Source organism: Aquipuribacter aurantiacus (assembly GCF_051216895.1).
GTDB lineage: Bacteria > Actinomycetota > Actinomycetes > Actinomycetales > JBBAYJ01 > Aquipuribacter.
Window position 1 is genome coordinate 265366 of record NZ_JBPKAO010000001.1, and the last position, 12115, is coordinate 277480.

12 protein-coding genes are annotated in these 12115 nt (G+C 70.2%); 9 read left to right on the top strand and 3 right to left on the bottom strand.

Annotation, left to right across the window (positions count from 1 at the left end; all coding sequences use genetic code 11):
- The 5 genes from ACR80Q_RS01310 to ACR80Q_RS01330 are packed head-to-tail and all read left to right on the top strand — an operon-like array spanning position 1 to position 4693.
- On the top strand, positions 1-999 hold the full coding sequence (locus tag ACR80Q_RS01310; protein ID WP_435375732.1) for an ABC transporter permease: 999 nt from the start codon (positions 1-3) through the stop codon (positions 997-999).
- A gap of 4 nt (positions 1000-1003) precedes the next feature.
- Positions 1004-2059 (top strand): phosphotriesterase family protein, encoded by a 1056-nt coding sequence (locus ACR80Q_RS01315; protein WP_435375733.1) that lies wholly within the window; start codon positions 1004-1006, stop codon positions 2057-2059.
- Positions 2056-2811 carry a glutamine amidotransferase gene (locus tag ACR80Q_RS01320; protein ID WP_435375734.1) on the top strand — a complete coding sequence of 252 codons (756 nt, stop codon included), beginning with the start codon at positions 2056-2058 and terminating at the stop codon, positions 2809-2811. Before ACR80Q_RS01315 ends, ACR80Q_RS01320 begins: the two co-directional genes overlap by 4 nt.
- On the top strand, positions 2808-3761 hold the full coding sequence (locus ACR80Q_RS01325) for a nucleoside hydrolase (protein ID WP_435375735.1): 954 nt from the start codon (positions 2808-2810) through the stop codon (positions 3759-3761). The genes ACR80Q_RS01320 and ACR80Q_RS01325 overlap by 4 nt, the downstream gene beginning before the upstream one ends.
- Positions 3758-4693 carry a ribokinase gene (locus ACR80Q_RS01330; protein ID WP_435375736.1) on the top strand — a complete coding sequence of 312 codons (936 nt, stop codon included), beginning with the start codon at positions 3758-3760 and terminating at the stop codon, positions 4691-4693. Before ACR80Q_RS01325 ends, ACR80Q_RS01330 begins: the two co-directional genes overlap by 4 nt.
- A gap of 26 nt (positions 4694-4719) precedes the next feature.
- On the opposite strand, the gene ACR80Q_RS01335 is transcribed toward ACR80Q_RS01330, so the two are convergent.
- Positions 4720-5829 (bottom strand): M20 metallopeptidase family protein, encoded by a 1110-nt coding sequence (locus ACR80Q_RS01335; RefSeq protein ID WP_435375737.1) that lies wholly within the window; start codon positions 5827-5829, stop codon positions 4720-4722.
- Positions 5830-6028: 199 nt separating this feature from the next.
- On the opposite strand from ACR80Q_RS01335, the gene ACR80Q_RS01340 reads away from it, so the two are divergent.
- The 3 genes from ACR80Q_RS01340 (at position 6029) to ACR80Q_RS01350 (ending at position 9184) form a co-directional block, all read left to right on the top strand.
- Positions 6029-6214: a hypothetical protein gene (locus ACR80Q_RS01340; RefSeq protein ID WP_435375738.1), complete on the top strand. Its 186-nt coding sequence runs from the start codon at positions 6029-6031 to the stop codon at positions 6212-6214.
- Positions 6215-6502: 288 nt separating this feature from the next.
- Positions 6503-7789 carry a diguanylate cyclase domain-containing protein gene (locus tag ACR80Q_RS01345; RefSeq protein WP_435375739.1) on the top strand — a complete coding sequence of 429 codons (1287 nt, stop codon included), beginning with the start codon at positions 6503-6505 and terminating at the stop codon, positions 7787-7789.
- 366 nt (positions 7790-8155) lie between these two features.
- The gene (locus ACR80Q_RS01350; protein ID WP_435375740.1) at positions 8156-9184 is read left to right on the top strand and encodes a TerC family protein; all 1029 of its coding nucleotides are present in this window, start codon (positions 8156-8158) and stop codon (positions 9182-9184) included.
- A gap of 33 nt (positions 9185-9217) precedes the next feature.
- Here ACR80Q_RS01350 and ACR80Q_RS01355 read toward each other — a convergent pair whose 3' ends face one another.
- On the bottom strand, positions 9218-10183 hold the full coding sequence (locus tag ACR80Q_RS01355; RefSeq protein ID WP_435375741.1) for an NAD(P)-dependent alcohol dehydrogenase: 966 nt from the start codon (positions 10181-10183) through the stop codon (positions 9218-9220).
- A 108-nt stretch (positions 10184-10291) separates the two neighbouring features.
- On the opposite strand from ACR80Q_RS01355, the gene ACR80Q_RS01360 reads away from it, so the two are divergent.
- Positions 10292-10948: a TetR/AcrR family transcriptional regulator C-terminal domain-containing protein gene (locus ACR80Q_RS01360; RefSeq protein ID WP_435375742.1), complete on the top strand. Its 657-nt coding sequence runs from the start codon at positions 10292-10294 to the stop codon at positions 10946-10948.
- Here ACR80Q_RS01360 and ACR80Q_RS01365 read toward each other — a convergent pair.
- Positions 10945-12054, bottom strand: coding sequence for a hypothetical protein (locus tag ACR80Q_RS01365; RefSeq protein ID WP_435375743.1), 1110 nt, complete (start codon positions 12052-12054; stop codon positions 10945-10947). The two genes, ACR80Q_RS01360 and ACR80Q_RS01365, sit on opposite strands and share 4 nt — an antisense overlap.
- Positions 12055-12115 lie beyond the last annotated feature (61 nt).

Here is a 12115-nt window from a genome sequence, read left to right on the forward strand (position 1 = left end):
GTGAGCACCCAGACCGCCCCTACCGGTGCAGCCGCCCGGCGTGGTGCCAGCCAATCTTTCGTGTCCCAGAATTTCGGGGTGCTGTCGATATCGGCCGTCCTTGCTGTTCTCTTCGTCTTTTTCAGCGTGCAGACGGACGCCTTCCTAACGTCCAGCAATCTCGTCAACGTCGCGCGGCAGATCGCCCCGACTGTCGTCGTCGCGGTCGCGATGACCTTCGTCATCACGACCGGGAACATCGACCTCTCCGTCGGATCGATCGTGGGGCTTACCGCGGCCGCCCTGGCCATCGTCGCCGAGAGCCGCAACCCCTTCGTGGCGCTCGCGCTCGTACTGGTGCTCGGGCTCGGAATCGGAATGATCAACGGGGCGCTGACGGCGTACGGGAAGCTCCAGTCCTTCATCGTCACCCTGGCCGCTCTCACCGCGGTGCGAGGTCTCGCGCTGCTCATCACCGACGGGTACAGCACGCCCATCACGTCCGAGGTCCTGCTGCCGATCGGGAACGGCAAATTCGCGGGGCTCTACACGCCCACCTGGATCGCGCTGGTAGTCGTAGCCGTGGGGTGGTACGTCTTCAACCACACACGCTTCGGTCGGTACGTGGTCGCGGTCGGCTCGAACGCCGAGTCGCTGCGTCGCGCCGGGGTCGACGTGCGACGGATCCAGCTCGCCGTGCTCACGCTGACCGGACTGGCGGCGGGACTGGCGGGCGTGATGACCGCCAGCCGTCTGGCCAGCGGGTCGGCGAACTCCGGAACTCTCTTCGAGCTGGAGGTCATCACCGCCGTCGTGCTCGGCGGTACGGCCCTGATGGGCGGCAAGGGATCCATCATCGGCTCGGCCATAGGTGCGGTGACGCTCGGCGTGATCAGCAACGGGCTGGTCCTGCTACGGGTGGACGTCTACTGGGTGCCTATCACCCAGGGCCTGATTCTCATCGTCGCGATCCTGCTCAACGCCAAGCTCTTCGGCCGCATCTCCGGGCAACCGGGGTGAGCCGGTGACGACCGTCCAGACGGTGCGCGGGGCGATCGGCGTCGATGACCTCGGAATCACCCTCACCCACGAGCACCTGCTCAACGACGTCTCGTCGTGGTGGAGTCGGAGCCCGTCCGTCGGGCTCGATCCTGACGGCTTCGCCGACGCTCCCGTCGAGGAGTCGGTGCTCTGGGACCTGCGCCACGACCCCTTTGGCAGCCGGGCGAACCTGAGGCTGGACGACGTCGAGGTGGCCTGCGACGAGCTGAGCCGCTTCGTCGCACTGGGTGGCCGCACCGTCGTCGAGACCACGGGCTGGGGGATCGGCCGTGACCTGGCCGGCCTGAGGCGGATCTCGGAGCGCACGGGCGTGCACATAGTGGCGGGCACGGGGTTCTACCTCGAGGCCTCCCACCCGGTCGACCTCGTGTCACTCGGGCCCGACGGAGTGACTGACCGCATCCTGGCCGACATCCGCGACGGAGAGGACGGTGTGCGGCCCGGCATCATCGGCGAGATCGGCGTGAGCGCCGGTTTCACCGTCGCCGAGCAAGTGGGACTGCGGGGTGCTCTGGCGGCTCAGGTCGAGTGCGGGCTGCCGGTGCAGGTGCACCTGCCCGGCTGGTTCCGTCTCGCTCACACCGTCCTCGACCTCGCCGAGAGCGTGGGTGCGGACCTCTCCAGGCTCGTGCTGTGCCACATGGGCCCGTCGGGACCGGACCTCGACTACCAACGGGCCGTGATGGACCGAGGCGCCTGGGTCCAGTACGACATGCTCGGAATGGACGTCTACTACGCCGATCAGGGAGTGCAGTGCCCCTCCGACGCGGAGAACGCCACGCACCTCGTGCGTCTGATCGACCTGGGCTACGCCGAGCAGCTGCTCCTGAGCCAGGACGTCTTCGTCAAGTCGCTCCTTCGCCGCCACGGCGGACCGGGCTACGCGCACGTCCTGCAGTACTTCGCCCCTCGTCTGCGCCGGCACGGCCTGAGCGAGCAACAGGTCATGTCGCTGATCACTGACAACCCGCGCCGCCTCTTCGGCGGCGGTACACACCACACCGAGGAGACACCGTGACCCGCGTCCTGCTGGCTGGCGAAAGCTGGATCTCGACCGCAACCCACGTGAAGGGGTTCGACCAGTTCTCGAGCACCACGTTCCACACCGGGGCGGACGCCTTCATCGCAGCCGCCGCGAGCGAAGGCATCGAGGTCGAGCAGATGTACGCCCACGACGTTCCGGGCTCCTTCCCCCGCACGGTCGAGTCGTTGTCCGCGTACGACGCCGTCATCCTGTCGGACATCGGCGCCAACAGCTTCCTCCTCCCCCCGGAGGTGTTCCTCGAGGGACGCCGCATGGACAACCCCCTGCTCGCACTCGCCGAGTGGACCAAGAGGGGCGGCGGCCTGATGATGGCGGGCGGTTACCTCAGCTTCACCGGCTTCCAGGCCCGCGCCAACTTCGCCAGAACCGCGGTGGCGGACGTCCTCCCGGTGACGATGCTCGAATCCGACGACCGGGTCGAAGCGCCCCAGGGCGCTCCCATTGCCCTCGAAGAGCCCACCCACCCCGTGGCGGCGGGTTGGCGTGAGGCGGTCGCCTCCGCACCGACGCTGCTCGGCTACAACCTCGTCCGGCCCCGCGAGGACGCCACAGTCGTCGCATCCGTAGGAGGCGACGTTCTCATCGCCACTCGCGAGGTCGGGGAGGGCCGGTCGCTCGTCTGGACCTCCGACATCGGCCCCCACTGGTGCCCGGAGGACTTCCTGGCCTGGGACGGCTTCGCCCCGCTCGTCGGTGGGATGCTGCGCTGGCTGGTCGCACGATGAGCGGCATCGCGCCCACCCCGATCCTGCTCGACTGCGACCCAGGGCACGACGACGCCGTCGCCATCCTCCTCGCCCTGGGATCGCCGAGCGTGCGTCTGCTGGGGATCACCACCTGCTTCGGCAACTGCGCGGTCGAGGACGCCACCCGCAACGCCCAACGGGTTCTCGCGCTGGCGGGCCGCGAGGACATTCCCGTGGCCGCAGGTGCCGCAGGGCCGATGCGCGGGGAGACCGAGCTGGGCAACTACGTACACGGGGTCAGCGGACTCGACGGTCCCGAGCTCCCGGAGCCGACTGTCCAACCGGTCGACGAGCCGGCCACCGAGTTGCTGCGGCGCATGCTGGTGGACTCTCCCGACCCGGTCACAGTCGTGGTGACCGGGCCCATGACCAACCTCGGGATTCTCCTGTCGGAGGAGCCCGGTCTCACGGCGCACATCCGTCAGATCGTCTTCATGGGTGGCTCGACCGAGCGGGGCAACCACACCCCCACAGCGGAGTTCAACACCTTCGCCGATCCCGAGGCGCTCGACGTGGTGCTCAGAGCCGGCGTCCCCGTGCGGATGGTCGGACTCAACCTGACCCACCAGGCCCTCGCCACCCCCGCGGTCGTGGCGCGCATGGCAGCGATGCCGCACGACGTGGGCCGGACGTGTGCGGCGTGGATGGGATTCTTTGGTGACTCCTACGAGCGCATCTGGGAGTTCGCGGCCCCACCGGTGCACGACCCGTGCACCATCGCGGCGCTGCTGGACCCTGACGTGATCCGCTGGCGCGACTGCTTCTTGGGCGTGGAGCTCAAGGGGACCTGGACCCGTGGAACCACGGTCGTCGACCTGTTCGACCGGCTGCCCGACCACGCGCCCAATGCCTCGGTCGCCATGGAGCTCGACGCCGAGCGCTACTGGGACCTGGTCCTGGCCGCGCTGGACCGTCTCGGATCGGCATGACCGGGCTCGTATGCGTGGTGGGGTCCCTCAATGACGACACCACTCTGACGGTTCCCGCACTGCCCTCGCCCGGCGAGACCACCCTGACTCGAAGTCCGCGCCTCACCTCACCAGGCGGAAAGGGAGCGAACCAGGCCGCGGCCGCCGCGGTCCTCGGGGCGCGGGTCGCCATGGTGGGGGCAGTCGGTGACGACGAGCCGGGGAAGAAGTCGCTTGCCGCACTGCGCACCGTCGGGGTCGACGTGACTGCGGTCGCGGTGAGGGACGACGTCGGTACCGGCATCGCCGTCATCACCGTCGACACCGAGGGCGAGAACACCATCGTCGTCGACCCGGGAGCCAACAACTCGCTGACCGCCCAGCAGGTCTCCGAGGCGGTGGCCGCTGCAGAGCCCACGGTGCTGCTGCTGCAGCTGGAGGTGCCCTTTGAAGCAGTGACAGCGGCCGCCCGAGCGGCCGGTGATGCCCTCGTCGTGCTCAACCCGGCGCCGATGCCCGTGGACCCCGAGGTTGTCCGGAAGACCCTGTCCCTCGTCGACGTACTCGTGCCCAACCGAAGTGAGCTCGGACGCCTGGCCGGACGGGACCAGCCGACGAACGCAGCCGAGGTCGCGGACTGCGTCGCGGCACTCGGTCACACCGGTAGCGTCGTGGTCACGCTCGGCGCCGAGGGCGCGCTCTGCTTCGAGCCGGGGGCCACGCCGGTCAGCGTGCCGGGGATACTCACGGCGACTCGCGACGCCAGCGGTGCCGGGGACGTGTTCTGCGGCTGTCTCGCCCGGGAGCTCGCTCGCGGCACCGGCCTGGTCGACGCGGTGCGCTCGGCCAACACCGTGGCTGCCGCCAGCACCGTCCACCCGGGGGCACGGATCCGCGTGGACGGTGGGCAACTCGTCGGCCCGGGGGCCCAGGATTCTCCACGCGGTCCCTGAGCGGCGACGAGTTCGTCCTGGCGGGGTCAGGCCGCGGGCAGACCGTCGGCGGCCAGCAGGTGGAGTGCGGCACCTGTCTGCAGGACCTCAGAGTCGAAGACGGCGTCTGCGGCGTGGTTGAAGGCGTCGCGGCCCGGGACCTGGGCGCCCAGGTAGACCATCGCCCCTGGCCAGCGCTGTAGGAAGTAGGCGAAGTCCTCGATCACCATGGACGGCTCGCGCATCTCGACGACCTCGGCGCGGTCCCCGACCGCGAGCCGGACCCGGTTGACGTAGTCCGGGTCGTTGACTACCGAGGGGTAGCCCTCCGTGATCGACACACGGGCCTCGATGCCGTACGCGGTGGCGGTGGTGCGTGCCAGGTGCTCGAGCTGGGCAATCAGGGCATCACGTCGGCCAGCCGAGAGGGATCGGAGTGTGCCGCGCAGCCGACCGTCGGTGGGGATGACGTTGACGGTGTTGCCGATCAGCGACTCGGTGACGGTGGCGACGAGGTGCTCTGTGCGAGCGAGGTCGTCTACGGACGTCCCCAGCCGTCTGACCAGGTCGCTTGCTGCCACGATCGGGTTGCCCGCCAGATGGGGTTGGCTCGCGTGGGCGCCGGGGCCGCGATAGTCGACCTGGAACCAGTCCCCAAAGGCCATGAAGGTCCCGGGGCGCAGGTGCACAGAGTGCGGCGGCAACGTCGCGTGGACGTGGATGGCGAAGGCCTCCGCGTCGTCGAGCGCCAGGGTGGCGTGCCGCGCAAGGGTCTGGACCGCCCCACGATCCGTCTCCTCGCCCGGCTGGAAAACCACTACCGTCCGCCGTGCGGGTGGCTCCTCCACCAGACAGGCGAGCGCCCCGAGCAGCATCGCCATGTGGAGGTCGTGCCCGCAGGCGTGCATCGCTCCATCGCGACGTGACGGGTGGCCGACGCCGCTGCGCTCCGTGATTGGCAGTGCGTCCATGTCTGCGCGCAGCACCACGGGCCGTCCCGCGGTGGTGCCTGGTACCTCGACGCTGATCCCGGCAGCGGGATGAACTTCTGGCTCGAGCCCCAGCGTCCGGATCGCATCGGCGAGGTAGGCATGGGTGTCTGGAAGCAGGAGCCCAACCTCGGGCTCCTGGTGCAGGGCTCGCAGATGTCCCGTCATCCAAGACTGTTGCGCTGTCGCCTGAGACCACCGTCGCACCACGACGTCAGGATATTCAGTGCAGCGCCCCTGCGCCGACGTCCTGGATTCCTGAGCCAAGCTGTCTGACGCGCCCGGCGTGGCGTCCGTCTCCTGTTCGCTTTCTTCGCGGGGCGTCTCTGCGGGGAGCGTGGGGCGGCACCGACGGACGTCGACGTAGATGGTTGTCGGCACTCCTGAGGTGATGGCGGTCTACGACGCCTGCCGGCGCGTGTCCGACCAGGTCCACCGCGAGGTCAACCCCACGATCATGACCCCGCAGGAGCTGGAGGCATCCAGCGGCTTCCTCACCCAGGTTCGCTCGGGTGCTCTCGTTCCGGTCGTGGGGGACCTGCCATGGCCGTGACCCCGCTGACCGACGCGCAACGACGGGCCGTAGACGCACTGGTGCGGGCCGGTCGCGTCGCAGGTGCCGGTGGACCTGCAGCGCTGCGCGTCCTTCCTGACCAGGCTGCGGCCGCCCTGGGCGACCTGCCGAACGTCAGCATCCGCAGAACACCTACAACCTGGCCCGCCGCGAACCCAGTCGCTGGGGGCGGGCACCCGAGCCGTGACCGCTGTCGCAGCCATCGCTACGGTCTCGCTCAAGGACATCGCGTCGTTGTCGATGTAGGGCTGTGGAGGTTCCCGTTCGGTGATCAGCACGAGCGAGTCGCAGCACGCCCACCTGGTGACCATCCTGGACGGGCTGCCGATCGCGGTGATGCTGCGCGCGCCGGACGGCACGTTGCTGCACATCAACCCCGGTGGCGAGCGCTTCCTCCAGCGGCTGGGAGTCGGGGTGGATGCCATCTACAGCTCGCCCAGCAGCCTGATGGACCATGTGCAGGTAGTGGATGAGGCCGGCCGACCGCACGAGGTGGCAGCGCTTCCGGTCGTGTCGGCGATCCGCGACGTAGCGGAACGGGAGGCGATTCAAGGCTACGGGCTGCCGACCGGGGGGTACGCCTGGTACCGGACCCGGGCCGCCCCCGTCGTCCTGAGCGGCGGCGCCATAGGCACCGTTGTCACGGTCGACGACATCACGGAGCAGCAGGAGGCACGTCACCGACTGACGGTCGCCGAGCGGTCCCTGCGCCTGACGTTCGACCACGCACCGATCGGTATCGCGATCCTGCGCCCGGACGGCAGCCTGCTCGAGGCCAACACCGCTCTGTGCGACCTGCTCGGGGTCACCGAGGCGCACCTGATGGCCGACGGGCTGCAGTGGGCCGCGCATCCCGACGAGCGGGACCACGACGGCGATTTGCTCGCCACGTGGTTGTCGGGATCTCGCGAACGACATGTGATCGATCGCCGTCTGCCTCACGTGTCCGGGGGCTGGCTCTCCTGCCAGCTGTCCGTGGCGGTGGTGCGCGACAACGATGGCACGCCTCTGCACCTCATCGTCCAGGTCGTCGACCTCACGGCCCGGCATGCCCTCGAGCAGGAGCTGCGCGCCGCTGCGACGGAGGACCCGCTGACGGGACTGGCCAACCGCCGAGCGTTGAGCGAGGAACTGGACGAGGCACAGCGCCGCCAGGAACGCGACGGCAGCGGGGTAGGCCTGCTGTACGTCGACCTCGACGACTTCAAGACGGTCAACGACACCTACGGCCACGATGTCGGCGACCGCGTCCTGGTCGAGACGGGTCGACGGTTGCGGGGGGTCATGCGGGACGACGACACGGTGTGCCGCATGGGTGGTGACGAGTTCGTGGTCCTCTGTGCCCCGGTCGAGGGACCGTTGGTCATGCACCGGCTGGAAGCCCGGCTCGCGTCCATGCTGCCGGTCACGGTCATGGCCGACGGCAGGCCGGTGACGGTCCGCGCGAGCACCGGGTCCGTCGTGGTGGCTCCCGAGGAGGACCTTGACGACGCGCTGCGCCGAGCGGATGCGGCGATGTACCGCTCGAAGGCCGCATCACGCATGCCGACCTGACCACGCTGCGTACGGCACGGAAGGGTGAGGTCGTCCTGGCCCCACGAACGTCGGCAGGCACCTGAACACCTCCGGTGCCTCATCGCTGCCATCCGTGCCGCTGACTCTCGTCGCTGTCTGGACGCCTCGGCGTAGTGGTGAGAGTGCTGGTCACAGGGGGGGACGCCTCAACGGCGAACGGACACCGCCGGCATAGCTCTTGACAGCACCTGGCGGGCTCCCGCATCATCGCCGGGTTCGTGAAGGGGAGTACCCCACCTCATCCGTGTCGTCAGTACAGCGCCTCCCGGCGCTCGGCGCGGTGGGCCGCGTCACTCGCGGTCGGGGGAGACCTTCGGTCAGCTTCGACCGGAAGGTTCCCCCGTGATGGACGTCCCCCTGTGGCTGTGGTTCGCCGTGCTCGCCGGCATCGTCGCCATGCTCGCCGTCGACCTCTTCGCCCACCGTCACGCCCACGTCATCGGTGTCCGCGAGGCCGCCGCGTGGTCCGCGATCTGGGTGGCGATCGGCGTCGGTTTCGGCGTCGGCATCTGGCAGGTCTACGGCGCAGAGCTGGGCCAGCAGTACTTCGCCGGCTACCTGATCGAGAAGTCCCTGGCCGTGGACAACGTGTTCGTCTGGGCGATCATCTTCACGTTCTTCGCCGTCCCGCGGGAGCTGCAGCACCGGGTCCTGTTCCTCGGCGTGGTCGGGGCGCTGGTGCTGCGCGGCGCGTTCATCGCCGCCGGCGCCGCGATCATCGACACGTTCTCCGCGGTCCTCTACGTGTTCGCCGCGTTCCTGCTGTGGACCGGAGTGCAGATGATCCGCACCCGCAACAGCCACATCGACCCCTCGCAGTCCCGGGTCGTCCGCTGGTTCCGGCGGGCGGTCCCGATGACCGACACCTTCCACGGGCAGCGCTTCCTGGTCCGCCGCGGAGGCGTGCTGCTGGCCACCCCGCTGCTGCTGGTCCTGGTGATGGTCGAGGTCACCGACGTCATCTTCGCGGTCGACTCCATCCCCGCCATCTTCGCGGTGACGTCGGAGCCGTTCCTCGTGTTCACGGCCAACGCGTTCGCGCTGCTGGGCCTGCGCGCGATGTACTTCCTGCTCGCCGACCTGATGCACCGCTTCGTCTACCTCAAGCTGGGCCTGGCGCTGGTGCTGGTCTGGGTCGGCATCAAGATGGCCCTGCAGGTCGACGTCTACAAGATCCCCACCGAGATCTCCCTGTCGGTCATCGCCCTCCTCATCGCCGGCGCCGTCGGCGCGAGCCTGTGGCGCACCCGCGGCCAGGACAGCCACGCCCTGCCCGCCCCGACCGACCCGCCGTTCCGACCCGCCACCCCGGAGGAGGACGCCCAGGTCGAGAACGTCTGGCCGCGACGTCGCAGCGACGCGTCGCGCGTCTGAACCGTCGGCTGCGCGCTGCGGCAGGTCCGCGCATCAGACGGTGACCACGACCTTGCCGCGGGGGTGCCCCTCGGCGACGTGGGCCACGGCCTCGGCCGCCTGCGACAGGTCGTAGGTCCGGCCGATCACGGTGCGCAGCGTCCCGGCGGCGGCCAGGTCGACCAGCTCTTGCACGTCGTCGCGGGTCGTCCTCGCGACGTAGCACGCGGCACGCCGGGACGACACGGCCGACCTGGCGGCGGCGCGGCCCATGGCGGGCAGCGGGCCGAGCCAACGCCCGCCCTCCCCGTTGGCCATGACCAGGCTGCCCTGCGGGGTCAGGGAGCGGAACATCTCGCGCACCGAGGTGGGCCCGGCGAGGTGGAGCACGGTGTCGAAGGGTCCAGGTCCGGGCACGCGGTCGCGGGTGTAGTCCAGGGCGCGCTCGGCCCCGAGCGAGCGGACCATGTCGACGTTGCCCGTGCTGCAGCTCGCTGTCACCGTGGCGCCGGCCCTGACGGCGAGCTGGACGGCGAACGAGCCCACACCCCCGGAGGCCCCGGTGACGAGGACGCGGCTGCCCTCGCCGACCCGGGCCTTGTCCCGGAGCCCTTGCAGGGCGGTGGTCCCGGCCAGCGGGATCGTGGCCGCGGCCACGGCGTCGAGGCCCTCGGGGCGACGCACCACGTGCTCCTCGCTGGTGACCATGAGCTCGGCGAACGCCCCGACGCCCCAGGCCACCACGTCGTCCCCGGGCGCGAAGCGCGTGACCGCACGCCCGACGGCCTCCACCCGCCCGGCCGCGTCGGAGCCGACCCTCGTCTGCCGGGGACGGCGCAGGCCCATCCCGGCACGCACGAACAGCGGCAACCCTCGGACCAGGTGCCAGTCCGCCGCGTTGACCGAGGCCGCCTCCACCCGGATCAGGACGTCGTGCTCGCCCACCGACGGCTCCGGCTCGTCCTCCAGGTCGAGGACATCGGTCGGCCAGCCGTACCGAGCCTGCACCAGAGCCTTCATCCTGCTTCTCCTTTACGTCGTAAGAACGTACGTTGTAAAGTACGATCGGCGACCGTGACTGTCAATGCCCGGACCCCGTTGTCCCGTCAGAGGGTGCTGCGAGCCGCCATGACCGTCGCCGACACCGCCGGCCTCGACCGGTTGACCATGCGGCGCCTCGGCGCCGAGCTCGGGGTCGAGGCGATGGCGCTGTACCACCACGTGGCCAACAAGTCGGACCTGCTGGACGCGCTCGCGGACCAGGTGGCCGCGGAGGTCGACGACCCGCCGCTCGACGCCCCGTGGAAGGAGCAGCTGCGCCACCGTGCGGTCGAGACCCACGCGGCGCTGTTGCGGCACCCGTGGGCCGCGATGCTCTGGGTCACGCAGACCTCGGGTGTCGGCCCGGCACGGATGGGACAGATGGACGCCTCGCTCGCGACCCTGCGGGCCGCTGGGTTCCCGCCGTCGCTGCTGGACCGCGCCTTCCACATCATCCAGAACCACGTCCTGGGCCATGCCGTGCAGGCGGTGACCTTCGCGGCCCAGACCAGCGGGCTAGGTCGGGACCTCGAGCACGCGGCGGCGGACTTCCTGACGCGACCCGGCCTCGACACCTACCCGGAGCTGGTGGCGCACGTGCACTGGCACCTGGAGCACCCGAGCAACGAGAGCTCTTTCGAGCTCGGCCTCGACCTGCTCCTCGACGGACTCGAACGGGCCTTGGCGGTCGGTCTGCTCGAAGTCGCGGGCGACCCGGCACCGCCGCACCCCATCGGTCCCTAACCGCTCCGCGGCGGCCGCTCGTCCTCGTCGGGGGACGCCTCGGGCGACGAGACCGTGGCTGTCGGCGTGCGGGCAGTCGCTTGCTCGCGTGAGGCTGGCGGCCCAGGGAGCCGGCGTCGTCGACGCCACCGCACCAGCCAGGTCAGCAGCCCGAGAGCCAGCAGCACGACGGCGGGCCAGTAGGGCGCCCACCGTGTGGACGACGCCTCGACGGGGGCGACAGGCAGGTCGCCCTGGTTCACCGCGTAGGGGCTGAGCTCGACCGACTGCGTCAGCTGGAGCAGTGCGAGGACACGGGGTATCTCGACCGGCTGGGACACCACCTCGGAGCCGGGTAGCAGGTCCAGGATCTCCGGCCCGGACGCCGGCCCGCCCAGGTCGATGCCGAACGGGCCCTCGGCCGTCACCGCGTCGCTGGCCCGCAGTCGCACGTTGCCGGTGTTGCGGACCGAGTACGACAGCTCGGTCGTGCCGAACGGGTTCCACCACGCGCGCTCGTAGGTGTCGGTCAGGCCGGTGAACTCCACCTGGGGGGCCAGGTCGCCGTTGACCCGCACGTAGACGCGGGCCGCCAGCCGGGAGTCGAGGTTGACCAGCTGGCCGTCGTCCTGCTCGACCTGCTGGGTCTGGCTGGTGACGATGCCCTGGGTGTAGTCGCCCGGCTCGGCGTCGCCGGGCACCTGGATCTCGAAGCGGACCAGCTGCTCGCCGTCGGGCGGGAGCTCGAGGGCCTGCACGTCCAGCGACGTCCACGCGCTCAGGCCCTCCGGCGCGGTCTCGCGGTCGGCCAGGACCAGGTCGCCGTTGGCGGCGTTGCCGGCCTCGGACGGGTACAGCGTCAGGACCTGGGTGGCCTCGGCGAGGCTCTTGATGCGTAGGTGGTCCGTGATGGTCTCGCCCGGGTCGACCGTGTAGGTGTAGAACGGTCGGCCGTCGACCACGCCCTCCTCGGTCGCCGGGCTGATCAGCCACGACTGACCCGTCTCCGGCTGCTCCGTCTCCGGCTGCTCCGTCCCCGACGCGTCCGTCACGCCCGAGGCGGAGGCGGGCGCGGCCAGCGCCACCATCGCGAGCGCGACCAGGATCACCCTCGTCGTGCTGACCATCAGTCCTCCTCCGGACGGCCGGAGGGCCCACGACCGAAGCCGTGGGCCCTCCTGAGGTGCT

Bases quoted from the DNA above. Each gene is read 5' to 3' on its own strand.
- ACR80Q_RS01340 (WP_435375738.1), top strand. From the start codon at position 6,029: ATGGTTGTCGGCACTCCTGAGGTGATGGCGGTCTACGACGCCTGCCGG.
- ACR80Q_RS01355 (WP_435375741.1), bottom strand. From the start codon at position 10,183: ATGAAGGCTCTGGTGCAGGCTCGGTACGGCTGGCCGACCGATGTCCTC.
- ACR80Q_RS01330 (WP_435375736.1), top strand. From the start codon at position 3,758: ATGACCGGGCTCGTATGCGTGGTGGGGTCCCTCAATGACGACACCACT.
- ACR80Q_RS01365 (WP_435375743.1), bottom strand. From the start codon at position 12,054: ATGGTCAGCACGACGAGGGTGATCCTGGTCGCGCTCGCGATGGTGGCG.
- ACR80Q_RS01325 (WP_435375735.1), top strand. From the start codon at position 2,808: ATGAGCGGCATCGCGCCCACCCCGATCCTGCTCGACTGCGACCCAGGG.
- ACR80Q_RS01335 (WP_435375737.1), bottom strand. From the start codon at position 5,829: ATGACGGGACATCTGCGAGCCCTGCACCAGGAGCCCGAGGTTGGGCTC.
- ACR80Q_RS01360 (WP_435375742.1), top strand. From the start codon at position 10,292: ATGACCGTCGCCGACACCGCCGGCCTCGACCGGTTGACCATGCGGCGC.
- ACR80Q_RS01350 (WP_435375740.1), top strand. From the start codon at position 8,156: ATGGACGTCCCCCTGTGGCTGTGGTTCGCCGTGCTCGCCGGCATCGTC.